18 protein-coding genes, 1 tRNA gene and 3 rRNA genes are annotated in these 24,150 nt (G+C 57.0%); 6 read left to right on the top strand and 16 right to left on the bottom strand.

Going from position 1 to position 24,150, the window contains the following annotated elements; translation table 11 throughout:
- Positions 1 to 62: 62 nt before the first annotated feature.
- Positions 63 to 1,712, bottom strand: coding sequence for a phosphoethanolamine transferase (locus AB4O40_RS24595; RefSeq protein WP_056721312.1), 1,650 nt, complete (start codon positions 1,710 to 1,712; stop codon positions 63 to 65).
- 190 nt (positions 1,713 to 1,902) lie between these two features.
- Entirely contained in the window at positions 1,903 to 3,285 is a 1,383-nt protein-coding gene (locus AB4O40_RS24590; RefSeq protein WP_056721310.1) for a glutamine synthetase family protein, read from the bottom strand.
- A gap of 472 nt (positions 3,286 to 3,757) precedes the next feature.
- Here AB4O40_RS24590 and AB4O40_RS24585 point away from each other — a divergent pair, with 472 nt between their 5' ends.
- From AB4O40_RS24585 to AB4O40_RS24575, 3 genes are all read left to right on the top strand, one after another.
- On the top strand, positions 3,758 to 4,942 hold the full coding sequence (locus tag AB4O40_RS24585; protein WP_460057621.1) for a cyanate transporter: 1,185 nt from the start codon (positions 3,758 to 3,760) through the stop codon (positions 4,940 to 4,942).
- Positions 4,943 to 4,955: 13 nt separating this feature from the next.
- Positions 4,956 to 5,873 carry a DMT family transporter gene (locus tag AB4O40_RS24580; protein ID WP_056721307.1) on the top strand — a complete coding sequence of 306 codons (918 nt, stop codon included), beginning with the start codon at positions 4,956 to 4,958 and terminating at the stop codon, positions 5,871 to 5,873.
- Positions 5,874 to 5,986: 113 nt separating this feature from the next.
- A complete protein-coding gene (locus tag AB4O40_RS24575; protein ID WP_056721305.1) occupies positions 5,987 to 6,925 on the top strand; it encodes a LysR family transcriptional regulator in 939 nt (312 codons plus the stop codon).
- 3 nt (positions 6,926 to 6,928) lie between these two features.
- Here AB4O40_RS24575 and AB4O40_RS24570 read toward each other — a convergent pair whose 3' ends face one another.
- The 11 genes from AB4O40_RS24570 to dapA all read right to left on the bottom strand — a co-directional run bounded on the left by AB4O40_RS24570 (position 6,929) and on the right by dapA (position 18,179).
- Positions 6,929 to 7,294 (bottom strand): 5-carboxymethyl-2-hydroxymuconate Delta-isomerase, encoded by a 366-nt coding sequence (locus AB4O40_RS24570; RefSeq protein ID WP_460057626.1) that lies wholly within the window; start codon positions 7,292 to 7,294, stop codon positions 6,929 to 6,931.
- A gap of 57 nt (positions 7,295 to 7,351) precedes the next feature.
- The gene (locus AB4O40_RS24565; protein ID WP_056721301.1) at positions 7,352 to 8,278 is read right to left on the bottom strand and encodes a LysR substrate-binding domain-containing protein; all 927 of its coding nucleotides are present in this window, start codon (positions 8,276 to 8,278) and stop codon (positions 7,352 to 7,354) included.
- Between the two features lie 136 nt (positions 8,279 to 8,414).
- A complete protein-coding gene (locus tag AB4O40_RS24560) occupies positions 8,415 to 8,606 on the bottom strand; it encodes a YegP family protein (protein WP_056721298.1) in 192 nt (63 codons plus the stop codon).
- A gap of 196 nt (positions 8,607 to 8,802) precedes the next feature.
- A 5S ribosomal RNA gene (gene rrf, locus AB4O40_RS24555) occupies positions 8,803 to 8,918 on the bottom strand.
- Between the two features lie 169 nt (positions 8,919 to 9,087).
- A 23S ribosomal RNA gene (locus AB4O40_RS24550) occupies positions 9,088 to 11,979 on the bottom strand.
- A 312-nt stretch (positions 11,980 to 12,291) separates the two neighbouring features.
- A 16S ribosomal RNA gene (locus tag AB4O40_RS24545) occupies positions 12,292 to 13,828 on the bottom strand.
- Together the 16S, 23S and 5S rRNA genes form the textbook arrangement of a ribosomal RNA operon.
- 661 nt (positions 13,829 to 14,489) lie before the next feature.
- Positions 14,490 to 14,579: transfer RNA gene (locus tag AB4O40_RS24540), tRNA-Ser, on the bottom strand.
- 83 nt (positions 14,580 to 14,662) lie between these two features.
- Entirely contained in the window at positions 14,663 to 15,376 is a 714-nt protein-coding gene (gene purC, locus AB4O40_RS24535; protein ID WP_007944067.1) for a phosphoribosylaminoimidazolesuccinocarboxamide synthase, read from the bottom strand.
- A gap of 28 nt (positions 15,377 to 15,404) precedes the next feature.
- Positions 15,405 to 16,163 (bottom strand): MBL fold metallo-hydrolase, encoded by a 759-nt coding sequence (locus AB4O40_RS24530; RefSeq protein ID WP_056720652.1) that lies wholly within the window; start codon positions 16,161 to 16,163, stop codon positions 15,405 to 15,407.
- Between the two features lie 4 nt (positions 16,164 to 16,167).
- Positions 16,168 to 17,283, bottom strand: coding sequence for an outer membrane protein assembly factor BamC (gene bamC / locus AB4O40_RS24525; RefSeq protein WP_056720655.1), 1,116 nt, complete (start codon positions 17,281 to 17,283; stop codon positions 16,168 to 16,170).
- Between the two features lie 17 nt (positions 17,284 to 17,300).
- Positions 17,301 to 18,179 carry a 4-hydroxy-tetrahydrodipicolinate synthase gene (dapA, locus tag AB4O40_RS24520; protein ID WP_056720657.1) on the bottom strand — a complete coding sequence of 293 codons (879 nt, stop codon included), beginning with the start codon at positions 18,177 to 18,179 and terminating at the stop codon, positions 17,301 to 17,303.
- Positions 18,180 to 18,507: 328 nt separating this feature from the next.
- Here dapA and AB4O40_RS24515 point away from each other — a divergent pair, with 328 nt between their 5' ends.
- Positions 18,508 to 19,068: a glycine cleavage system transcriptional repressor gene (locus AB4O40_RS24515; protein ID WP_007979776.1), complete on the top strand. Its 561-nt coding sequence runs from the start codon at positions 18,508 to 18,510 to the stop codon at positions 19,066 to 19,068.
- Between the two features lie 10 nt (positions 19,069 to 19,078).
- Positions 19,079 to 19,552, top strand: a complete 474-nt coding sequence (locus AB4O40_RS24510; RefSeq protein WP_056720658.1) for a peroxiredoxin — start codon at positions 19,079 to 19,081, stop codon at positions 19,550 to 19,552.
- An 87-nt stretch (positions 19,553 to 19,639) separates the two neighbouring features.
- Here the strand turns inward: AB4O40_RS24510 and AB4O40_RS24505 are convergent, their stop codons facing one another.
- Complete coding sequence (locus tag AB4O40_RS24505) at positions 19,640 to 20,710, bottom strand: AI-2E family transporter (RefSeq protein ID WP_056720660.1); 1,071 nt, start codon at positions 20,708 to 20,710, stop codon at positions 19,640 to 19,642.
- 31 nt (positions 20,711 to 20,741) lie between these two features.
- Positions 20,742 to 20,981 (bottom strand): sulfurtransferase TusA family protein, encoded by a 240-nt coding sequence (locus AB4O40_RS24500; RefSeq protein WP_007996208.1) that lies wholly within the window; start codon positions 20,979 to 20,981, stop codon positions 20,742 to 20,744.
- A gap of 98 nt (positions 20,982 to 21,079) precedes the next feature.
- On the opposite strand from AB4O40_RS24500, the gene AB4O40_RS24495 reads away from it, so the two are divergent.
- Positions 21,080 to 22,513 (top strand): M48 family metalloprotease, encoded by a 1,434-nt coding sequence (locus AB4O40_RS24495; RefSeq protein ID WP_056720662.1) that lies wholly within the window; start codon positions 21,080 to 21,082, stop codon positions 22,511 to 22,513.
- A 72-nt stretch (positions 22,514 to 22,585) separates the two neighbouring features.
- Here the strand turns inward: AB4O40_RS24495 and AB4O40_RS24490 are convergent, their stop codons facing one another.
- The gene (locus tag AB4O40_RS24490; RefSeq protein WP_460058051.1) at positions 22,586 to 24,001 is read right to left on the bottom strand and encodes a DegQ family serine endoprotease; all 1,416 of its coding nucleotides are present in this window, start codon (positions 23,999 to 24,001) and stop codon (positions 22,586 to 22,588) included.
- Between the last annotated feature and the right edge of the window lie 149 nt (positions 24,002 to 24,150).

Here is a 24,150-nt window from a genome sequence, read left to right as displayed (position 1 = left end):
TCTTGGTAAAAGTTCTACTGACCGCAGGTCGGCGGCCGCCGCGAGAAACAGAATGGGAGTGCTCAATCCTTGGCCAACACGCCGTCGGTCACTGGACCACGACATCCTGCAAACATGTCCAGATCCTGGTTGTAGACCTTGCTGTTGACCTCCAGCAGCCCAAGCATCGAATGGAACAGGTTGTCCTGGCTCAGGGATTTTTCACGGCTCTGTTGCAAGCAGCGGGTATCTACCGCAAACGATTTTTTATAGCTGTCGGAGAACCAGGCAAACATGGCTACATGCTTTTGCTGCTCCGGTGCCAGCATGTAAGGCGTGCCGTGGAGGAACAAGTTGTACTCACCCAGGGACTCGCCGTGGTCCGACAGATACAGCATCGCGGTATCCACTTTGTCCTGGTTGTTGCGCAGCAGATCAATCAAGGTCGACAGCACATGGTCGGTATAGACCAGGGTGTTGTCGTAGCCGTTGACGATACTTTCGCGACTGCAATTGTTCAGGGCATTACTCTCGCAAACCGGGGTGAAGCGCTCGAACTCTTTCGGGTAACGCTTGAAGTACTCCGGACCGTGGCTGCCCATCTGGTGCAATACCAGTACCGTGTCCTTGTCCAGGGTATCGATGAAATGCTGCAGCCCTTGCAGCAGGATTTCGTCGCGGCATTCACTGTTGGCGCACAGCGCCGGATCTTTCAGACTGCTGACGTCCTGAAGGGTGACGCGATCGCACGTACCTTTGCAGCCAGACTGGTTGTCACGCCAGATCACGTCGATACCCGCGTGCTTGAGCACGTCCAGCAGACCTTCTTCGTTCTTTGCCTTGCTGGCGTTGTAGTCCTTGCGCCCCATGTTGGAGAACATGCAAGGCACCGATACGGCGGTTTCAGTACCGCAGGAATGCACGTCGGTGAAAGCGATCAGGCCATCTTCCTTACTCAGTTTCGGAGTGGTGTCACGGTTGTAGCCAAGGATGCCGAAGTTTTCCGCCCGGGCACTTTCACCCACGACAAGCACCGTCAGGGATTTGCGCCCGTGAGTTTGCCAGACCGGATTGCGCCGGGCATCTTCACCGAGCTTCACAAAAGGTTGATGTGCAGACGCGACCTGCTCACGCAAGAAACCAGCCGAGGCACCAATGTAGTTGCTTGGCACCACCATCAGGCGCAACTCGTGGTGATTGCGAAACAGCGAAGACAGGCCTTGATAGTTAACCAGTGCAACACCACCAATGACCGCTGCCGAGGCAAACGCCACCAGAACTTTACTGAGTAGTTCACGGTGCCAACGACGATAATTAATCGGCATCTTCCACAACAGCCAGGACGGTAAAACGCCGAGCAGAAAAATATAAACAAATAATTTGAGCGACAGTAAGTCACGCACTTCCGTGGCATTGGTTTCAGCGAAGTTACGCAACATGCCGGTGTCGATCAGAACACCATACTGGCTCATGAAATACGCCGCGCCAGCGCTGGTCATGAACAGCAGGGTCAGGACCGGCTTGAGCAGCGGCCGGAATGCCAGCAGGGTCAGCACAATGTTGAAAGCCGCAAAGATCATCACCCCGAAGGCCACGCGCATGACGATGCCTTTGCCATCGGACGCGGTGATTTCGAACAGGTGTTGCCAGAGTACATAATTGAAGCCAACTAACAAAAATGCACTGGCAATCAGCGTCACCCATTCGGGGCGCACGGATTTAATCTTAAGCATGAGTTTCGGCGGGTCCTGAAAAAAGGTGTCTTCGGCAAATGTGAAAATTTCATTTACCGAGACAGCCCTGATTTTAGGTAGCCAACCATCAATTTTTTGTGAAAAATAAGCCAACAATTAGTTGGCTTATTTATCCCGCCTTACACTTACAGAGCATTTGAGAATGGTTCAGCCCTGATTCAGATCCGACTCAGGCCTGGTGCAAATACCAGCGCCAGTCCTGCTCACCGACCTCCCCCATGAATTGACGATATTCAGCGCGCTTCACCGCAAGGTAGACGCCGAGGAATTCGCCGCCGAAGGCTTCCCTGGCCCAACTTGAACCCTCCAGCGATCGCAAGGTGGTCAGCCAGTCTGTCGGCAACAGTTTCGCAGCCTGGGCATAGCCATTGCCTTCCACCGGCGCACCGGGATCGAGCTGTTCGCGGATACCGCGATGAATACCGGCCAGAATCGCTGCAGCCGCCAGATAGGGATTGGCATCTGCGCCACAGATTCGGTGTTCGATGTGCCGGGAATACGCCGGCCCGCCAGGTACGCGCAGGCTCACGGTGCGATTGTCCACGCCCCAGGTGGCCGCCAGGGGCGCATAGCTATTGGCCTGGAATCGACGGTATGAGTTGGCGTTGGGGCAGAACAGCAACAGCGAATCGAGCAAGGTACTGAGCATGCCGGCGACGGCCTGCTTGAGCAGTGGCGTTCCATCCGGGGCCTGGCTGGCGAAGAGGTTGTTACCGTCCTTGTCCGCCAGGCTCACGTGCATGTGCATCCCGGTGCCGGCCAGGTCATCGAAAGGCTTGGCCATGAAGCAGGCTGTCATGCCGTGCTTGTGCGCCACCCCCTTGACCAGACGCTTGTAGCGCACCGCCTCATCCATCGCCTGTAGCGCGTCGGAGCGGTGCTCAAGGGTGATTTCCACTTGCCCCGGCGCGTATTCGGAAATGGCCGTGCGCGCCGGAATCCCCTGGAGCTTGCAGGCGCTGTAGAGATCGGCCAGGAATGGTTCGATCTGTTCAAGCTCGCGCAACCCATAGACCTGGGTACCGTGCGGACGCCCGCCATCGACATCCCGTGCCGGTTGAGGTCGGCCATTGCTGTCGCGTTGCTGATCGAGCAGGTAGAACTCCAGTTCCGCTGCCATGACCGGGTAATAACCGTCGGCCTGCAAACCCTCGATGACTTTGGCCAGCAAATGACGGGGATCGGCAATGGTGGCGGGCATTCCCTCCGTCGGGTGCATGCTGACCTGCACGGCTGCGGTTGGTATCAGACGCCACGGCATGCGCGTGAGGCTGCCGCTGATCGGGTAGGCCCGGCAGTCGATATCACCGACGTCCCAGACCAGCCCGGAGTTTTCCACGTCGTCGCCGTTGATGGTCAAGCCGAGGATGGTGCTCGGCAATGGCCGCCCGCTTTCATACACCGCCAGCAACTCGTCACGATGGAGCAACTTGCCCCGTGGCACACCGTTGTTGTCGAGGATGAACAGCTCGAACATTTCAATGTCCGGGTTCTGCTCCAGAAAGGTCAGGGCTTCTTGTCGGGTGGCAAACGAGGTCGTGGCACAACTCATGGGAACTCTCTTTTTCCGTGTCAGACGGGCACCCAAAAGCACCCGCACGTTAATCCCGCCATCGAGCGGAATATGTAGGAACAATCAGCGGAAAAAGCAGGAATCCGGCGGGCGCGCATGGCGGCAATGCCACAGCGCCCAGAAAGCCAGTTCAGACGGAAGTGCAGAGAGATTTGGCGCGGTGGCGGGCGTGAATCGACGACCAAGGCTCGACGCCCGAGCGTCGATGGATGCCTTGAGGTGGATTGCGACTGGCCAACCGTCCATAGAGAGAACCGCAGAAAACAGATGACCCGCAGCGTCACACGACAGCTTAAGTCGTTAAATCAGGATTTGAAGAACCTTGGATATCGTCTGGCTAAACATTTGGCTGCGACATGTATTTAATTTCTAAATACTTCGCCGGAATTTCTGATTTGCCGCCTCCAGGCCACGCGCGCCTAATCGGAACCCTATTGTTCTAGGTCCGATCATGGAAAACACCCGAGCCACTTCCCGCCCTGCCCTCTGGCTCATGTTCAGCATTGTCCTGGTTGCCCTGAACCTGCGCCCTTCCATGGCGGCTGTCGGGCCTCTGCTGTCGGCGATTCGCGACGACATTGCGCTGAGCTTCAGCCAGGCTTCACTGCTGACCATGTTGCCGGTGACGGCCATGGGACTGGCGATGTTTGTAGGCCTGCGCGTCAGCCAGCGATTCGGCGAGCAGCGCACGGTGGTGTTCTCGTTGCTGATCATCGGTGCGGCCGCATTTTCGCGGTTGTTCCTTGATTCAGCCGCGCAGTTGCTCCTCAGCGCAGTGCTGGCAGGTATCGGGATCGCCTTGATCCAGGCCCTGATGCCGGCGCTGATCAAATCCCGCTTCAGCGACCACGTTGCCCTGCGCATGGGACTCTACGTCACGTCGATCATGGGCGGTGCCGCCATGGGTGCTTCCTTTGCGCCGCTGGTGATGGAGCGTACCGGCAGCTGGCGTATGGGCCTGGCGATCTGGGCCGTTCTCGCCGTGCTGGCGTTGCTCTTCTGGCGTAGCCAAAGCGCGGGGATGCCGACACTGGACTCGAGGGCATGCAGTAAAGGTTCGTACTTCGCCAATTCCCGCGCGTGGTTACTCGCTATTTTCTTCGGCCTGGGCACTGCGTCCTACACCTGTGTTCTGGCCTGGCTGGCGCCGTACTACGTGGAAAAGGGCTGGAGCGAACAGCATGCCGGATTGCTGCTCGGGTTTCTGACTGCCATGGAAGTGCTGTCGGGCCTGCTGACGCCCGTCATCGCCAACCGCAGCCGCGACCGCCGCGTCGTGCTGATGGTGCTGCTGACACTGATCATCGCCGGTTTCTGCGGACTGATTCTGAGCCCACGGCATTTGAGCCTGATATGGCCATGCCTGCTGGGGCTGGGCATTGGCGGCCTGTTCCCGATGAGCCTGATCGTATCGCTGGATCACCTGGACAATCCCGTGCGTGCCGGTGGCCTGACGGCATTCGTGCAAGGCATCGGCTACTTGATCGCCGGCCTGTCGCCGTTGCTGGCGGGGATCATCCGCGACCGGCTCGGCAGTTTTGAATGGGCCTGGTGGTCGCTGACGGCGGTCATGGCGCTGATGATGCTGATGGTTTTGCGCTTCAACCCAAGGCACTACAGTCGCCACATCCATTGATCCGGAGCCTGCCATGAAAACCACCGGTTTTGCCGGCGCTCATGCCAGCATGCTGCTTTGGGCCTTGTTGATCGCCGCATCGTTTTCCGCGGCGGCGCAAGTCAGCCAGGCCATCGACCCGATCCTGCTGACCGGTTTGCGCCTGCTGTTTTGCGCCTTGGTGTTTCTGCCACTGTTACTGCTCAAAAGCGATGCCGTCATGACCGCCCGCGCGCTGTTCGGTCACGCGGTGCTCGGCCTGCTGCTGGCGCTGTACTTCGGTTCGCTGTTCGAAGCACTGCGCTACACCTCGGCCGTCAATACCGGGACGATGTTCACGCTGGTACCACTGATGACCCTGGGTTTCGAAGCCGTGTTGGCACCTGACAGCCGTCTGAAACGACGGATTGTGCCGATGCTGCTCGCCGCCGCTGGGGCAGTTTTGTTGATCATGAAAGGCACCGGCCCCAGCGAGTTGCCATCGCCCTATGCATTGACGGTGTACGGCATCGGCTGCCTGGCGATGGCGCTCTATGCCCCCCTCAGCCAGCGCCTGAAAGCCGATAGCCTCAAGGGACGCGGGCCGGTGCCCTTGACGTTCTGGAACATGCTGTTCGGTGCGCTGTTTCTGCTGGTGTTCTGTGGATTGAGTGGCGGTTGGCGCTCGGCATCACTACTGACGCTCAACGATTTCTATTGGCTGATGTACCTGGCGGTGTTCGCCACTCTGGCGACGTTCTGGCTACTGCACCGGGCCATCGGCGTGATCGCACCGTCCTCGGTAATTTCCTACATCTACGTGAGTACGCTGTTCATCACCTTGTTTCACTGGCTATGGGGCCGCCAGATGCCGCTGCCGCTGGAAATGGCCGGCGCGGTGCTGGTGGGTCTCGGCATGTTCGCGCTGTTGATGTCCAGCCGCCGCGCCGTGTCGGCGATGGTCCAGGGCTGACAGGGTCTTGGGCGAAACGTCCTGCAAGGCGTTTTCCCTGCTCGCTCATTCCGCTAGGATGATTCACCCACCTTGCACACGGTCAGCGCAAGGGACGTAGCGAGACGCCATGGATGCTGAACAGTAATTCGCTTAGAAAACTCGACATGCAGGACCTCATGGTGTTCGTCGCCGTGTATGAGCAGAACAGCGTCACAGCCGTATCCGAGACGCTTTGCGTCAGCCAGTCCACGGTAAGCTACTGCCTGAAAAAAATGCGCACCGGCTTCGAGGACGAACTGTTCATCAATACCCGTACCGATGGCATGCAGCCCACCGGCAAGGCCAGCGCGATGTACCCTCACGTGCTGAAAATCCTCGAAAGCATCAATCTGTGTCACGCAGGCTTACCCACATTCGATCCGGGCCTGCAACCCGTGACCTTCAATATCTGCGCACCGGAATACTTCGAGCAACTGATCCTGCCGCGCCTGTTGAAAACCTTCGACCTCGCCGATCTTCCGGTGATGGTCAATGTGTTCAAACTCCAGGCCGATATCCCAGCCGAAGCGTTGCGCGAAGGCAGCCTCGACCTGGTGATGTGCTTCGGCCCGAACTTTCATCGCAGTCACGTTGACTTCAAATCGCAGACGCTGCTCGACGATGATCTGGTGTGTGTTTTCGACAAGCACGCCACACCGACGGAACCACGCCTGAGCCTGCAAACCTATGTCGAACGTCGACATGTGTTCCCGACACCCTGGACGTCCGCCACCAACATGGTCGACGGCTGGCTCGCGCAGCAGGCACAACAGCGCCAGATCGTCGCACGCGCCAATAGCTACAGTGCAGCGCTGAAGCTGATTACCGGCACCGACTATGCCCTGACCCTGCCCCGGCGCATCCAGCGATTGCTGGCCAGTGCAGACACCTTCAATCACTGTGAAGCGCCCGAAGGCTTGCCGGGTTTCAGCCTCGACATGCAGTGGAACCAAAGTGTCGATCAGGACAGCGCCAACATTTGGCTGCGAGCGCAAATGATCCGGGCCTGCGTCGAGCAGGAAACGGCCTGATACTCAGTTGTTGATGGCGGTCTTGCTGTAGGAGTCGCGATCGATGTCGAGAATTTCCACGCACAACTGGACCTCAATGCTGCTCGGCCACTCACACAGGCCCTGCACTACCGCCAACAGGCTTTCAGACAGCTGTTTCTTGATCTCTGAGGAACGACCACTCAACAGCGCCAGTTTCACATGCACGAACGCCCGCTCAGCCAGTGCCGTGCCGACCTTGAACGTCTCGACCTTGACCGCGCGGCTCTTGATGTCGAATTCGGTAGCAAACTGACCGGAACCCACCAACGTATTGTTCAACCGCATCAATGCCACATCGGCATTCAGATCAGTCAGGTTGGCGGTGTATTCCATGTGCAGGTGAGGCATGAGTCAGTTCCTGTAAGTGGGTGGAAAGGTCGTACATATAGCACAGCGCCGCCCTGTTCATTCGGGCAGCGGCAAAACGGCACGCTCACTCATGAACGCTTCCAGGCGCGAGCGCAACCAGCGTTCGGCAGGGTCGGTATCGACATGACTGAGCCAGACCATGGACAGGTCCAGGGTGGGTGTCTGGATGGGAAAGGGTTCCTTGAACAGCACTCCCGATGCAGCCATCGCCTCGGCGGTGTAGTCCGGCAGGCTGGCAATCAGGTCTGTCCCGGCAAGCAGGGCCGGCAAAGAACTGTATTGCGGGACCGAGAGCACCACCTGGCGCGTTCGGCCGATGTCCGCCAGCCACTCGTCGGCGTAGCCACTGACGTTGGCGGTATGGGACACCAGCACGTGCGGCCGGGCGCAATATTCATCGAGGGTCAGCGGTGTGTCGGAGGCATCGGCGCGCAAAATGCTGGGCTGGATGTGCCGCAGCAACTTGCGCTTGGCATTGGCCGGCAAGCCACGGGTCTGGCTGATACCCACCGTGATATCGCCGGACGCCAGCAAATCGGGAATCCGCCAGTAATCGACATGCTGCACCACAAATACCACGTTGGGCGCTTCCTGGCGCAGCGCTCGCAGCAATGGCGGCAACAGGCCGAACTCGACATCGTCGGACAACCCGATGCGGAACGACATCGTGCTGCTGGCCGGGTCAAAATCATGGGTCAGGCTCAAGGCCACGGACAACGAATCCAGCGCCGGCGACAGGTGCCTGATGATTTCTTCGGCCCTTGCCGTCGGCTCCATGCGATGGCCAACACGTATGAACAGCGGGTCATTGAACATCGCACGCAAGCGGTTGAGCGCGGAACTGATGGTCGGCTGACCGAGAAACAGCTTCTCCGCCACCCGAGTGACATTGCGCTCGAGCATCAGCGTTTCGAATACCACCATCAGGTTGATATCCGCCTTGCGAAGTTCGTTGCGATTCATCCACTGCCCCCCGATCCCTAAATCTGCAGACAGTTTAGGTAGCGGATGCGACTGCCGTCTATCCGACTCAGGTCCAACAGCCTGACGCAGATTGAAAACGAAGCTGCCCTGAACGAGCAGCTTCATCCTCCTCAAACTAGATTTCCTTGATCGGGGTCTGCTCGCAGGTCCCCTTGATCAAACTGATTGCATGCAGGCAATCGGCCTTGTTGACGTACGCCTCCCCGCTGGCAATCGTTTCATGATTCCCTGCCCTCAACCGCCAACGCCATTGGCCCTTGCCAGTCAGGACAGTGCCGCGGATTTGTCTGTAAATCTCAAAATACATTGCTCGCTCCTTGCGATTGCTGGTGACCGCAGATCGGTGATCTGCGGTCACCAGAGTAAAGGAGGCGCTTCCAGGGCGATTACTTGCAATGTCAGGGGATATTTCGCACAGGTGACCCTGAACAGCTGCGTGCGAACTTTCCTGCGGACAAAAACAAAACCCCAACTGCTTTCGCAATTGGGGTTTCGGAATTTAATCTTGACGATGACCTACTCTCACATGGGGAAACCCCACACTACCATCGGCGATGCATCGTTTCACTGCTGAGTTCGGGATGGGATCAGGTGGTTCCAACGCTCTATGGTCGTCAAGAAATTCGGGTACTGAGTCGTGGCCGGCTGGCCTCGCTTCAGCAAATTGGGTATGCGATAGTTTGGTGTTTTGTGAGTATCTCGAACTTTCGGTTCGTTTCGTCTTCACACACCGCAATCTGGCCTCTTTCGTTTCTTCAACTAGGAGCAGCAAATTGCTTGGGTGTTATATGGTCAAGCCTCACGGGCAATTAGTATTGGTTAGCTCAACGCCTCACAGCGCTTACACACCCAACCTATCAACGTCGTAGTCTTCGACGGCCCTTCAGGGGACTCAAGGTCCCAGTGAGATCTCATCTTGAGGCAAGTTTCCCGCTTAGATGCTTTCAGCGGTTATCTTTTCCGAACATAGCTACCCGGCAATGCCACTGGCGTGACAACCGGAACACCAGAGGTTCGTCCACTCCGGTCCTCTCGTACTAGGAGCAGCCCCTCTCAAATCTCAAACGTCCACGGCAGATAGGGACCGAACTGTCTCACGACGTTCTAAACCCAGCTCGCGTACCACTTTAAATGGCGAACAGCCATACCCTTGGGACCGGCTTCAGCCCCAGGATGTGATGAGCCGACATCGAGGTGCCAAACACCGCCGTCGATATGAACTCTTGGGCGGTATCAGCCTGTTATCCCCGGAGTACCTTTTATCCGTTGAGCGATGGCCCTTCCATACAGAACCACCGGATCACTAAGACCTACTTTCGTACCTGCTCGACGTGTCTGTCTCGCAGTCAAGCGCGCTTTTGCCTTTATACTCTACGACCGATTTCCGACCGGTCTGAGCGCACCTTCGTACTCCTCCGTTACTCTTTAGGAGGAGACCGCCCCAGTCAAACTACCCACCATACACTGTCCTCGATCCGGATAACGGACCTGAGTTAGAACCTCAAAGTTGCCAGGGTGGTATTTCAAGGTTGGCTCCACGCGAACTGGCGTCCGCGCTTCAAAGCCTCCCACCTATCCTACACAAGCAAATTCAAAGTCCAGTGCAAAGCTATAGTAAAGGTTCACGGGGTCTTTCCGTCTAGCCGCGGATACACTGCATCTTCACAGCGATTTCAATTTCACTGAGTCTCGGGTGGAGACAGCGCCGCCATCGTTACGCCATTCGTGCAGGTCGGAACTTACCCGACAAGGAATTTCGCTACCTTAGGACCGTTATAGTTACGGCCGCCGTTTACCGGGGCTTCGATCAAGAGCTTCGCGTTAGCTAACCCCATCAATTAACCTTCCGGCACCGGGCAGGCGTCACACCCTATACGTCCACTTTCGTGTTTGCAGAGTGCTGTGTTTTTAATAAACAGTCGCAGCGGCCTGGTATCTTCGACCGGCGTGGGCTTACGGAGCAAGTCCTTCACCCTCACCGGCGCACCTTCTCCCGAAGTTACGGTGCCATTTTGCCTAGTTCCTTCACCCGAGTTCTCTCAAGCGCCTTGGTATTCTCTACCCAACCACCTGTGTCGGTTTGGGGTACGGTTCCTGGTTACCTGAAGCTTAGAAGCTTTTCTTGGAAGCATGGCATCAACCACTTCGTGTTCTAAAAGAACACTCGTCATCAGCTCTCGGCCTTAGAATCCCGGATTTACCTAAGATTCCAGCCTACCACCTTAAACTTGGACAACCAACGCCAAGCTGGCCTAGCCTTCTCCGTCCCTCCATCGCAATAACCAGAAGTACAGGAATATTAACCTGTTTTCCATCGACTACGCTTTTCAGCCTCGCCTTAGGGACCGACTAACCCTGCGTCGATTAACGTTGCGCAGGAAACCTTGGTCTTTCGGCGTGGGTGTTTTTCACACCCATTGTCGTTACTCATGTCAGCATTCGCACTTCTGATACCTCCAGCAAGCTTCTCAACTCACCTTCACAGGCTTACAGAACGCTCCTCTACCGCATCACCTAAGTGATACCCGTAGCTTCGGTGTATGGTTTGAGCCCCGTTACATCTTCCGCGCAGGCCGACTCGACTAGTGAGCTATTACGCTTTCTTTAAAGGGTGGCTGCTTCTAAGCCAACCTCCTAGCTGTCTAAGCCTTCCCACATCGTTTCCCACTTAACCATAACTTTGGGACCTTAGCTGACGGTCTGGGTTGTTTCCCTTTTCACGACGGACGTTAGCACCCGCCGTGTGTCTCCCATGCTCGGCACTTGTAGGTATTCGGAGTTTGCATCGGTTTGGTAAGTCGGGATGACCCCCTAGCCGAAACAGTGCTCTACCCCCTACAGTGATACATGAGGCGCTACCTAAATAGCTTTCGAGGAGAACCAGCTATCTCCGAGCTTGATTAGCCTTTCACTCCGATCCACAGGTCATCCGCTAACTTTTCAACGGTAGTCGGTTCGGTCCTCCAGTCAGTGTTACCTAACCTTCAACCTGCCCATGGATAGATCGCCCGGTTTCGGGTCTATTCCCAGCGACTAGACGCCCTATTAAGACTCGCTTTCGCTACGCCTCCCCTATTCGGTTAAGCTCGCCACTGAAAATAAGTCGCTGACCCATTATACAAAAGGTACGCAGTCACCCAACAAAGTGGGCTCCCACTGCTTGTACGCATACGGTTTCAGGATCTATTTCACTCCCCTCTCCGGGGTTCTTTTCGCCTTTCCCTCACGGTACTAGTTCACTATCGGTCAGTCAGTAGTATTTAGCCTTGGAGGATGGTCCCCCCATATTCAGACAAAGTTTCTCGTGCTCCGTCCTACTCGATTTCATGACCAAGAGATTTTCGCGTACAGGGCTATCACCCACTATGGCCGCACTTTCCAGAGCGTTCCGCTAATCTCAAAGCCACTTAAGGGCTGGTCCCCGTTCGCTCGCCACTACTAAGGGAATCTCGGTTGATTTCTTTTCCTCAGGGTACTTAGATGTTTCAGTTCCCCTGGTTCGCCTCTTGCACCTATGTATTCAGTACAAGATAACCATCTTATGATGGCTGGGTTCCCCCATTCAGACATCTCCGGATCAAAGTCTGTTTGCCGACTCCCCGAAGCTTTTCGCAGGCTACCACGTCTTTCATCGCCTCTGACTGCCAAGGCATCCACCGTATGCGCTTCTTCACTTGACCATATAACCCCAAGCAATCTGGTTATACTATGAAGACGACATTCGCCGAAAATTCGATTGAGCTCCTAAGAGCAACTCACAAATTTTACCTTAGCCTGATCCGTTACCAGTGAAAGTAACGTTCAGTCTATCTTTCTATCACATACCCAAATTTTTAAAGAACGAACTAGTCAAAGACTAGAAATCAACATTCACACTGGAATATTCATTTCTAAACTCTAACGAAGCAGACCACCTTAAAGGCTGGCCTCTCGTCTTCTTCAATGAATCAAGCAATTCGTGTGGGAACTTATGGAGCAGCTGAGTCGTCGATTAAGGAGGTGATCCAGCCGCAGGTTCCCCTACGGCTACCTTGTTACGACTTCACCCCAGTCATGAATCACACCGTGGTAACCGTCCTCCCGAAGGTTAGACTAGCTACTTCTGGTGCAACCCACTCCCATGGTGTGACGGGCGGTGTGTACAAGGCCCGGGAACGTATTCACCGCGACATTCTGATTCGCGATTACTAGCGATTCCGACTTCACGCAGTCGAGTTGCAGACTGCGATCCGGACTACGATCGGTTTTGTGGGATTAGCTCCACCTCGCGGCTTGGCAACCCTCTGTACCGACCATTGTAGCACGTGTGTAGCCCAGGCCGTAAGGGCCATGATGACTTGACGTCATCCCCACCTTCCTCCGGTTTGTCACCGGCAGTCTCCTTAGAGTGCCCACCATTACGTGCTGGTAACTAAGGACAAGGGTTGCGCTCGTTACGGGACTTAACCCAACATCTCACGACACGAGCTGACGACAGCCATGCAGCACCTGTCTCAATGTTCCCGAAGGCACCAATCCATCTCTGGAAAGTTCATTGGATGTCAAGGCCTGGTAAGGTTCTTCGCGTTGCTTCGAATTAAACCACATGCTCCACCGCTTGTGCGGGCCCCCGTCAATTCATTTGAGTTTTAACCTTGCGGCCGTACTCCCCAGGCGGTCAACTTAATGCGTTAGCTGCGCCACTAAGAGCTCAAGGCTCCCAACGGCTAGTTGACATCGTTTACGGCGTGGACTACCAGGGTATCTAATCCTGTTTGCTCCCCACGCTTTCGCACCTCAGTGTCAGTATCAGTCCAGGTGGTCGCCTTCGCCACTGGTGTTCCTTCCTATATCTACGCATTTCACCGCTACACAGGAAATTCCACCACCCTCTACCATACTCTAGCTTGTCAGTTTTGAATGCAGTTCCCAGGTTGAGCCCGGGGCTTTCACATCCAACTTAACAAACCACCTACGCGCGCTTTACGCCCAGTAATTCCGATTAACGCTTGCACCCTCTGTATTACCGCGGCTGCTGGCACAGAGTTAGCCGGTGCTTATTCTGTCGGTAACGTCAAAACACTAACGTATTAGGTTAATGCCCTTCCTCCCAACTTAAAGTGCTTTACAATCCGAAGACCTTCTTCACACACGCGGCATGGCTGGATCAGGCTTTCGCCCATTGTCCAATATTCCCCACTGCTGCCTCCCGTAGGAGTCTGGACCGTGTCTCAGTTCCAGTGTGACTGATCATCCTCTCAGACCAGTTACGGATCGTCGCCTTGGTGAGCCATTACCTCACCAACTAGCTAATCCGACCTAGGCTCATCTGATAGCGCAAGGCCCGAAGGTCCCCTGCTTTCTCCCGTAGGACGTATGCGGTATTAGCGTTCCTTTCGAAACGTTGTCCCCCACTACCAGGCAGATTCCTAGGCATTACTCACCCGTCCGCCGCTGAATTCAGGAGCAAGCTCCTGTCATCCGCTCGACTTGCATGTGTTAGGCCTGCCGCCAGCGTTCAATCTGAGCCATGATCAAACTCTTCAGTTCAAACATCTTTGGGTTTTGAGAAAACCCTAAACTTGGCTCAGCAATCGTTGGTTACATCTTTGATTTCTCGCGGAGTAACTTGTGATGCTGATAATCTGTTGACTAGCAGTCTGACTCCACAAGCACCCACACGAATTGCTTGATTCAGTTGTTAAAGAGCGGCTGGTTAAGATCTTTCGTCTCAACCGAGGTGCGCATCTTACAGCGCATCTTTTCAATTTGCAACCTTAAAAGTTTCTGATTTTTCAACAAAATCAACTACTTAAACCAAGAGCCAGATCAAACTGCTCGTTAGCGGGAGGCGAATAGTACAGTATTTAAATACGTGGTCAACCCCCCACCTGAAAACTCTTCTGCCTTACCAAAGCGCCCGGGCTGCCACCACGAAAACCACCAGCACCTATATAAAGCATCGGACAGCACAGAATCCAAATCACGTCGCCTGGACATGCAGGCACAACGACGGCGAGAAAACACTACGACATATGGATACCCAGGAATCCCGAGAGCATGACGGGTATCGCGCGGAAAACGCCAGAGAACGCGCAGAACCGGAACGGACTGGCGCGGCATAAAGGGCACTTCATCCCGACCAACATGACAGAAACGAAAAAGCCCCTGAAATGTTTAACCATTTCAGGGGCTTCGTCTTGTTCAATAATGGCGGAGAGATAGGGATTCGAACCCTAGGTACCGGTGAAGGTACAACGGATTTCGAATCCGTCCCATTCGGCCACTCTGGCATCTCTCCAACGGCGCGCATCATAACAACACTTTCGCAGGAAGCGAACCCCCTAAGCGAAATATTTCTGTGCTATCAGATGCTTGCGTCGGTTAAAGCGGTACGCCCAGACGATTGGCGACTTCTTCGTAGGCTTCGATGACGTCACCGAGGCCCTGACGGAAGCGGTCCTTGTCCATTTTCTTGCCGGTGGCCTTGTCCCACAGACGGCAGCCGTCCGGGCTGAATTCGTCGCCCAGCACGATGGAACCATCGTGGAACACGCCGAATTCCAGCTTGAAGTCGACCAGCAGCAGACCGGCGTCGTCGAACAGCTTGCTCAGGACTTCGTTGACCTTGAGCGACAGTTCTTTCATGCGAACCAGTTGCTCGGCGGTGCCCCAGCCAAAGGCCACGACGTGGGATTCGTTGATGAACGGATCGCCCTTGGCGTCATCCTTCAGGAACAGTTCGAAGGTGTATGGGTTGAGCTTCATGCCCTCTTCAACACCCAGACGCTTGACCAGGCTGCCGGCGGCGTAGTTACGCACGACGCACTCGACCGGGATCATGTCCAGCTTCTTCACCAGGCACTCGTTGTCGCCCAGCAATTTGTCGAATTGGGTCGGTACGCCGGCCGCTTCGAGCTTCTGCATGATGAAGGCGTTGAACTTGTTGTTCACCATGCCTTTGCGGTCGAGCTGTTCGATGCGCTTGCCGTCGAACGCCGAGGTGTCGTTGCGAAACAGCAGGATCAAACGGTTAGCGTCGTCGGTCTTGTAAACCGACTTGGCTTTGCCGCGGTAGAGTTCTTCACGTTTTTCCATGATGGGCTCCGCTTGCTAAGTAGATGGGCTAGGCGATGTGTCGCCAGTCGAGCCCTGAATCTTGATCGGCCAGTTGCAGCCAGTCCGGGTCGCACCCGAGGGTGTCGACAAAACATTGCCGGGCCAGCTGCGGCAGGTTGTTCTTGCTGCTCAGATGGGCCAGGACCAGGTGTTGCAGGTCTTTCCAGCCCAGCTCGGACACCAGGAATGCCGCCTGGTGGTTATTCAAATGCCCCAGCTCACCGCCCACCCGCTGCTTGAGAAAGTACGGGTAGTGACCGCGAGCCAGCATGTCACGGCAATGGTTGGACTCGATCATCAACGCATCGAGGTCCCGATAGCCGTCCAGCACCTTGTCACAATACGAACCCAGGTCGGTCAACAGGCCGAAGCGCCGTAAACCATCACTGAAAACATACTGCGTCGGTTCTTGTGCATCGTGGGCCACGGCAATGACACCGATGCTCAAGTCGCCGATTTGCAGCTGCTCGCCGCCGGCCAGAAAGCCTGCGGGTTCAATCGGTTTGCGCATCCCGCGCAAGGTCCCGCGACTGAGGTAGACAGGCAGATTGTAGCGCCGAGACAGCAAACCCACGCCATGCACGTGGTCGGCATGTTCGTGGGTCACGAGTATCGCGCTCAGCTGCGCAGGGTTCACACCCAGGCGCAGCAGGCGTTTTTCGGTTTCCCGCAGGGAAAAACCACAATCGACCAATACGTACGTATCAGCGCTGGCTATCAGCGTGCCGTTCCCTTGACTACCGCTGCCGAGAACGGCAAAACGCATAGGATCAGCCCAGGTTGTCCTGAATCTTGCTCAACACTTTACGCGCCACGTCTGCCGGCGCCACGGTGTTGATGTTTTTCTCGACGGTGACCTGTACGTTCTCGCCAACCTTGCTCAGGCGAACCTGATAACGCTCGGCGCGGGCCTCAAGCTCTTCCTTGCTCGGCGCGCTGCCGAACAGGCCGCTGAAGAAGCCTGGCTTGTCGTCTTTGCTCTCGGCTTTTTCGGCCAGGTTGATGTAGTACAGGCCCAGGCTGCGGTTAATGTCTTCAACACGCCATTCGCCTTGTTCCAGCGCACGACCGACACTTGACCAGGCACGATCCAGATCGGTACCGACGTTCAGCACAGGGTTGCCGCTGCCGTCTTCACTCAGGCTGACACGGCTAGGCGCGTCGAAATCACGAGAGGCCAGCATGGAGACCGAACCGCCCTTCTCGGAGATACGACTCATGCTCACGAGCATGTCGTCGACCAGTGCCGCATCCAGGCCAGTGTTGACCGAACGGTTGGTGAAGGCCACGTCGGCGGTGCTGCCGGCAGGACGCTCGGCGCTGACCACATAGACTTCACTGGTGTTGCGCTGCACGCCCGGCTCGATGCGCACCCGCACGCGAGTTTCGCTGTCCGTGCTGACACCGGCCGCGCTCAGGCGCTTGGCCACGGCCGCGGACAGTTCATCGGAATGCTGCCAGGTCGTGGTGAATTCGCCGGTTTGCGGACGCTGTTCATCCAGACGGAAACCGTTGTCCTGGAAGAACTGAACGGCCACTGGCCAGATTTCAGCCGGCGGATTCTGCGCCAGGATGGAGCTGGAGCCGCCGCTCTTCTGCAGGGAGTAGGCACTGGCGTCGGCACCCGCGGTCAGCGGCTGTGGCCGAGGAACGATGTATTCGCCCTTGGCGGTGTCATCGGCCACGTTGCGCGGGATCGGCAACAGCGGATCCAGACGCTTGGCGTCATGGATATCCTGCGGTATTTGCATCGGTGCAGTCTGTTGCGCTTCCAGGTAATCGCTACCACGGTCACGGAAATAACCTTCCGGGCCCCAGACCCATCCACAGCCACTGGTGCTGGAGATAATCAAGGCAAGTGCGGAAAGTCCGGCCATTCGCTTCATGCGTTGTACTTCCTCAATTAAACCAGGACGCCGCACTGGCGCAGGGCCGTGCGCAGCGTTTCGTGACAAGGTGTGCTCAGCCAGGTCAACGGCAGGCGAATGCCTTCGTGCATCAGGCCCATTTCAACCAAAGCCCATTTCACCGGAATCGGGTTGGCTTCGATGAACAGGTCCTTGTGCAGCGGCATCAGTTTTTCGTTGATTGCCCGTGCGGTCTCGGCATCGCCCTTGAGGGCGGCCTCGCACAGATCGGCCATTTCACGCGGCGCGACGTTGGCGGTGACGGAGATGTTGCCCTTGCCGCCCATCAGGATCAGCTCGACGGCGGTCGGATCATCGCCGGAAAGGACGATGAAGTCCTTGCTTACGCCGTCGAGGATAGCCTTGGCGCGCTTGAGGTCGCCGGTCGCTTCCTTGATACCGATGATGTTCGGCACGGTGGACAGGCGGATCACGGTTTCGGCCTGCATGTCACAGGAGGTGCGACCAGGAACGTTATAGAGAATCTGCGGGATGTCGACCGACTCGGCGATGTGCTTGAAGTGCAGGTACAGGCCTTCCTGGGTCGGCTTGTTGTAGTACGGCACTACCAGCAGGCAGGCATCGGCGCCGGCTTCCTTGGCATTACGGGTCAATTCGACGGCTTCGCGGGTCGAATTGGCGCCGGTACCGGCGATCACCGGAATACGGCCATTGACCTGCTTGACTACCGCCTTGATGACGGCGATATGTTCATCGACATCAAGGGTTGCCGATTCGCCGGTGGTACCGACGGCGACAATGGCATGGGTGCCGTTTTCAAGGTGGAAGTCCACGAGTTTGCTGAGGCTGTCCCAGTCAAGACGCCCCTGTGCATCCATGGGTGTGACCAGTGCCACCATACTGCCCGCAATCATGAAACCGCTCCTGCCGGAAAAAGAGAGCCGTAATGGTACTGGCGCCAAGATGCTTGCACAAGCGAAGTACTGTGCTGCCGCCATTCCCCTTGGCGCCGGTTTTCGCTACCCTTCAGACTTTGATCGGTACAGACAAGCTCGTGCGTCGGGTTTCAGCCTCCATTTTCGGCATCACAAGCCCTGATCCAGCGTTGCCGCCTCTCGCTCCCGCCCTGCCGGAGCACGTCGCAACCTGCCTTCCGGGGTTTTCTGAATTCGCATCCGCAGGCTCGCTCCCGGCATAACGACCTCTGGACGTACCGACCGCTCATCGCTTTAGGAATGCTGCATGTCCACCCCCACAGTTCGCGAACAATTCCTTGTTATCAGTGCCCTCGGCGCCAACCCCATGGAGCTGACCAACGTCCTGTGCCGCGCCAGCCATGAAAACCGCTGCGCCGTTGTCACCTCTCGCCTGACCCGCCATGGCGAATGCAGTGCCCTGGTGCTGGAAATCTCCGGTAGCTGGGATGCCTTGGCACGCCTGGAAGGCAGCCTGCCTGTACTGGCCAAGCGGCATGCATTCACGGTCAACGTGGTGCGCAGCGCGGCCCTGGAAAACCGCCCCCAGGCCCTGCCGTACGTCGCTTATGTCAGCTCGGCCTACCGCTCGGACATCATCAACGAGCTGTGCCAGTTCTTCATGGACCACAATGTCGAACTGGAAAACCTGACCTGCGACACCTACCAGGCTCCGCAGACCGGCGGCACCATGCTCAACGCCACGTTTACCGTGACCTTGCCGGCCGGCGTGCAAATCAGCTGGCTGCGCGATCAGTTCCTGGATTTTGCCGACGCGCTGAACCTCGATGCCCTGATCGAACCCTGGCGCCCACAGAACCCAATGTAAGGAAGCTTTCATGGCCGTTGCCATCGACCAACCGGTTGCCGATTTCGAAGCCCCCGCCACCAGCGGCCAGACCGTCAGCCTCGCCGGCCTGAAGGGCAAGCAAGTGGTGATCTACTTCTACCCCAAGGACAGCACGCCCGGCTGCACGACCGAGGGGCAGGGCTTTCGTGATCAATACGCTGCGTTCAAGGCCGCCAATACCGAAGTGTTCGGCGTGTCGCGCGACAGCCTGAAATCCCACGAGAACTTCAAGTGCAAGCAGGAATTCCCCTTTGAGCTGATCAGCGACAAGGACGAAGCCATCTGCCAGCTGTTCGACGTGATCAAGCTGAAAAAGCTCTATGGCAAGGAATACATGGGCGTGGATCGCAGCACGTTCCTGATCGACGCCAACGGCGTACTGCGTCAGGAATGGCGCGGTGTGAAGGTGCCGGGGCATGTTGATGCGGTATTGGCTGCCGCTCAGGCCCTGAATAAAGCCTGACCTTTAAAAGATCGCAGCCTGCGGCAGCTCCTACAGGATTACGCATTTATCTGTAGGAGCTGCCGCAGGCTGCGATCTTTCTACAATCTAAAGCAGCGGTGCCACCACCGGCTCCTTGCGCGGCCACGCATCCAGCACAGCCTTGAACAGCGTCGCCAGGGGAATCGCAAAGAACACCCCCCAGAAGCCCCACAACCCGCCAAACAACAGCACTGCGCAGATGATCGCCACCGGGTGCAGGTTGACCGCCTCCGAGAACAGCAATGGCACCAACACGTTACCATCCAGCGTCTGAATGATCCCGTAGACCGCCATCAGGTATATGAACTGATCGCTCCAGCCCCACTGGAACAGCGCAATCAAAAACACGGGCACGGTCACCACCACGGCGCCGACATAAGGCACCACCACCGAAATCCCCACCAGCAGAGCCAGCAGCGCTGCGTAGTTGAGTTCAAGAACAACAAAGGCGATGTAGGTCACGCCACCGCAAATGAAGATTTCGATGACCTTGCCGCGAATGTAATTGGCGATCTGCCGGTTCATTTCATGAGCGACCCGGGTGATCAACGCCCGCTCACGGGGCAGGTAACCGCGCACCCACTGGCCGATCATGGCCCGATCCTTGAGGAAGAAAAACACCAGGATCGGCACCAGCACCAGGTAGATCATGATGTTCACCAGCAACGGCAGGCTCGACAGCGAGAACGTCAGTGCCCACTGGCCAAACTTGCCGATTTCACCCCGCGCCACTTCGATGGCCCGCAACACCTGCTCGTCGGATACCAGGTGCGGATAGCGCTCGGGCAGCAACAGCAACAGCGACTGCCATTTGGCAAGCATGCCGGGCAATTCGTTGAACAAGGTGATCAGTTGGTGCCATAGCAATGGCACGACCACCACGATGAATACCAGCAACAGCCCCATGAACAATGCAAAGACCAGCCCCACCGCTGCCCAGCCCGGCACGCGCAAGCGCTCGAGGGTCACCACCAGCCCCTGCATCAGGTACGCCAGCACCATGCCCGCGAGCACCGGCGCCAGCATACCGCCCAGGGTCAGCACGACGGTGAATGCCAGAAATAGCAGGACAGCCAGCACCACCGCTTCTTCATCGGAAAAATAGCGCTGAATCCAGTCGCGTAACACTTTGAACATCAATAATCCTTAGGAGCAAACGCAGCCGAGTTCAGGCCTTTTTCAACCAGTAGCGGTAAACACCCGCATCATCTTCTTCACGAAGCAGGGTATGACCGGCCAATCGGGCAAAGGTGCGAAAGTCGCGCTGCGAACCCGCATCGGTGGCGATGACCTTGAGTACCGCACCACTGGCCAGCCGGTTGAGCTCCATCTTGGCCTTTAGCAACGGCAATGGGCAATTGAGGCCACTGGCATCCAGTTCAACGTCATGCTCTACAGCGTCGGTCATTGCATCACTCCGGGTCAGATGGTTGAGATGCCTAGAATATCTGGTCGCAACGCCGGTGTCCGGCTACAGTAAGGTCTTTGTCGACTAAGGCTTTGTGCATGACATTTTTGCGCCCTACCCTGCTGACGCTCGCTTGCCTGCTCGCCTCACCGGGCTTCGCCGACGACCTGCCGTCACTCGGCGACGCCAGTTCTGCCATTGTCTCACCGCAACAGGAGTACCAGCTCGGCCGCGCCTGGCTGGCCATGTTGCGCAGTCAGGTTTCACAGCTCAACGATCCGCAACTCAAGAATTACGTGGAATCCAGCGTCTACCGACTGTTGGAGACCAGCCAGGTCACTGACCGGCGCCTGGAGTTCATCCTGATAAACAGCCCGCAGCTCAACGCCTTTGCGGCACCCGGCGGGATCGTCGGGGTGAACGGTGGTTTGTTCCTCTACGCCCAGACCGAAGGCGAATACGCTTCGGTACTGGCGCACGAATTGGCTCACTTGTCGCAGCGCCACTTTGCCCGGGGCGTCGAAGCGCAGCAACGCATGCAAGTACCCATGATGGCTGCATTGCTGGCGGGTATCGTGGTGGCAGCCGCAGGTGGCGGTGACGCCGGGATTGCAGCCATTGCAGGCACACAGGCCGCCGCCATCCAGGAACAGCGGCGATTCTCCCGCCAGAACGAGCAGGAAGCCGACCGTATCGGCCTCCTCAATCTGGAAAAGGCCGGTTACGACCCCCGCTCGATGCCCAGCATGTTCGAACGCCTGGGGCGTCAGTACCGCTACGATGCCAAGCCGCCGGAATTTCTGCTGACTCACCCGGTCACCGAGTCGCGTATCGCCGACACCCGCAACCGCGCCGAACAGTTTCCAGCGGGCGGCATCGAAGACAGCATGCGCTATCAACTGATTCGCGCGCGCGTCCAGTTGATCTATGAAGAAACCCCGGGGCTCGGCGCCAAGCGCTTCCGTGCCCAGCTCGACGAAAACCCGAAAAACGACGTGGCGCGCTACGGCCTGGCAATTGCCCAGATCAAGGGCGGTCAACTGAACGAAGCACGGGAAAACCTCAAGCTGTTGCTGGCCAAGTCACCCAACGAAATCATCTACAACCTGGCTCAGGTCGATCTGGATATCACCAATAATCGCCTGGCGGATGCCCAGTCCCGGGTTGACCGGTTGATGGGCCAATACGCTGGCAACTACCCGCTGAACCAGATTCGCGTCGACCTGCTGCTCAAGCAAAACCGTACTGCGGATGCGGAGAAAGCCCTCGAAGGCCTGCTCAAATCCCGTCCGGATGACCCGGACGTGTGGTATCAGGTTGCCGAGACGCGCGGCCTGTCGGGCAACATCATCGGCCTGCATCAGGCTCGCGCCGAATACTTTGCGCTGGTCGGCGACTACAAACAGGCCATTCAGCAACTGGACTTCGCCAAACGCCGGGCAGGCAGCAACTTCCCGCTGTCTTCGCGGATCGACGCGCGGCAACGTGAGCTGATGGAACAGGAGCGCATGATCAAGGACATGATGGGCTGACGCCCCGGCGACAAAAACTCCGAAAAAAAACCGCCTCTTTCGAGGCGGTTTTTTATTCAACCAACAACCGGGTTATTCAGCCAGCTTGAAGGTGATGAAGCTCGCACGACCCTGACGCAGTACCCGCATCGACACCGAACGGTTCTTTGGCAGCGCCTTGGCGATGTCCGCGAACTCCTTGGTGGAACCGATGGCCTGGTTGTTCAGGTGGGTGATCACATCACCGGGCTGCAAGCCGATCAGGGCGGCAGGGCCGTCTTGCACCTCCTTGATCAGCACCCCCTTGAGGTCGTAGGTTTTCTTCTGCTCGTCAGTCAACTCGACCACGGAAACACCCAGGCGATTGCTGCTGCGCTCGATGCCGGATTTTGGCAGCGCGTCCAGTTCCTTGCCTTCTTCCGGAATCGCGCCGACCGTCAACTCGACATTCTTGCGCTTGCCGTCACGAATCACTTCCAGATCGGCCTTGGTACCAGATTTCAATGCGCCAACGAGGTGCGGCAGGTCGGCCGACATAACGATTGGTTGACCGTTCATGCTCAGGATCACGTCGCCCACTTGCAGGCCACCCTTGGCAGCCGGGCCATCATCCTGGATCTGGGCAACCAGCGCACCGGCCGGTTTCTCCAGGCCGAACGACTCGGCCAGGTCCTTGCTCACTTCCTGAATCACGACACCCAGCCAGCCACGGCTGACCTTGCCACCGGATTTCAGCTGATTGGAAACATCCATGGCCACGTCGATCGGGATCGCAAACGACACGCCCATGAAGCCACCGGAGCGGGTATAGATCTGCGAGTTGATCCCCACCACCTCACCGTTGAGGTTGAACAGCGGGCCACCGGAGTTACCCGGGTTGATCGGCACGTCAGTCTGGATGAATGGCACATAGTTTTCGTTCGGCAGGCTGCGACCTACGGCACTGACGATGCCTTGGGTCACGGTGTGGTCAAAGCCGAACGGCGAGCCGATCGCGACAACCCATTGGCCAGCCTTCAGGTCCTGGGATTTACCGAGCTTGAGCACGGGCAGATCCTTGCCTTCGATTTTCAGCAGCGCCACGTCGGAACGTGGATCGGTACCGATCAGCTTGGCTTTCATTTCGCTGCGATCGGCCAGGCGAACGAGGATTTCGTCAGCATCGGCGATCACATGGTTGTTGGTCAGGATATAGCCATCGGAAGAGATGATGAAACCCGAGCCCAGGGAAGTTGCCTCGCGCTGACGGTCACGAGGTGAGCGCGATTGTGGCGGCACGCCCCGTTCGAAGAATTCGCGCAGCATCGGCGGCAAGCCTTCGAGATCGGGCATTTGCTGGCTGACTTTGCGATCCGGCAGCTTTTGCGTGGTACTGATGTTCACGACTGCAGGCGAGGCCTGTTCGACCAGTTGCGTAAAGTCAGGCAATTCGACCGCTTGGGCGGTGACCGCCTGACCGAGCACCAGCACGGTGGCAATAATGGAAAGGCAGGATTTCAAGCGTGGTATCGACATACGGCTCCCGTTACGACGAGCATGGTTAAGCGATATGGAGCAAGGAACACCGGGAACGATACGCCGGTATTTTTGTTCCGGGAACAACAAACAAGGCCAGAGCCGAGGGGCTCTGACCTATAAGAAATTTACGGGATTTTTGC

The sequence above is a fragment of the Pseudomonas sp. S2_F07 genome (assembly GCF_054668325.1).
The sequence above is the reverse complement of the archived record's forward strand: the minus strand, read 5'-3'. Positions and strand labels throughout refer to the sequence as shown.

What these genes read in the sequence shown, in the direction of transcription:
- AB4O40_RS24595 (WP_056721312.1), bottom strand. Translation starts at nt 1,712, where the DNA reads ATGCTTAAGATTAAATCCGTGCGCCCCGAATGGGTGACGCTGATTGCC.
- AB4O40_RS24590 (WP_056721310.1), bottom strand. Translation starts at nt 3,285, where the DNA reads ATGAGTTGTGCCACGACCTCGTTTGCCACCCGACAAGAAGCCCTGACC.
- AB4O40_RS24585 (WP_460057621.1), top strand. Translation starts at nt 3,758, where the DNA reads ATGGAAAACACCCGAGCCACTTCCCGCCCTGCCCTCTGGCTCATGTTC.
- AB4O40_RS24580 (WP_056721307.1), top strand. Translation starts at nt 4,956, where the DNA reads ATGAAAACCACCGGTTTTGCCGGCGCTCATGCCAGCATGCTGCTTTGG.
- AB4O40_RS24575 (WP_056721305.1), top strand. Translation starts at nt 5,987, where the DNA reads ATGCTGAACAGTAATTCGCTTAGAAAACTCGACATGCAGGACCTCATG.
- AB4O40_RS24570 (WP_460057626.1), bottom strand. Translation starts at nt 7,294, where the DNA reads ATGCCTCACCTGCACATGGAATACACCGCCAACCTGACTGATCTGAAT.
- AB4O40_RS24565 (WP_056721301.1), bottom strand. Translation starts at nt 8,278, where the DNA reads ATGAATCGCAACGAACTTCGCAAGGCGGATATCAACCTGATGGTGGTA.
- AB4O40_RS24560 (WP_056721298.1), bottom strand. Translation starts at nt 8,606, where the DNA reads ATGTATTTTGAGATTTACAGACAAATCCGCGGCACTGTCCTGACTGGC.
- purC (WP_007944067.1), bottom strand. Translation starts at nt 15,376, where the DNA reads ATGGAAAAACGTGAAGAACTCTACCGCGGCAAAGCCAAGTCGGTTTAC.
- AB4O40_RS24530 (WP_056720652.1), bottom strand. Translation starts at nt 16,163, where the DNA reads ATGCGTTTTGCCGTTCTCGGCAGCGGTAGTCAAGGGAACGGCACGCTG.
- bamC (WP_056720655.1), bottom strand. Translation starts at nt 17,283, where the DNA reads ATGAAGCGAATGGCCGGACTTTCCGCACTTGCCTTGATTATCTCCAGC.
- dapA (WP_056720657.1), bottom strand. Translation starts at nt 18,179, where the DNA reads ATGATTGCGGGCAGTATGGTGGCACTGGTCACACCCATGGATGCACAG.
- AB4O40_RS24515 (WP_007979776.1), top strand. Translation starts at nt 18,508, where the DNA reads ATGTCCACCCCCACAGTTCGCGAACAATTCCTTGTTATCAGTGCCCTC.
- AB4O40_RS24510 (WP_056720658.1), top strand. Translation starts at nt 19,079, where the DNA reads ATGGCCGTTGCCATCGACCAACCGGTTGCCGATTTCGAAGCCCCCGCC.
- AB4O40_RS24505 (WP_056720660.1), bottom strand. Translation starts at nt 20,710, where the DNA reads ATGTTCAAAGTGTTACGCGACTGGATTCAGCGCTATTTTTCCGATGAA.
- AB4O40_RS24500 (WP_007996208.1), bottom strand. Translation starts at nt 20,981, where the DNA reads ATGACCGACGCTGTAGAGCATGACGTTGAACTGGATGCCAGTGGCCTC.
- AB4O40_RS24495 (WP_056720662.1), top strand. Translation starts at nt 21,080, where the DNA reads ATGACATTTTTGCGCCCTACCCTGCTGACGCTCGCTTGCCTGCTCGCC.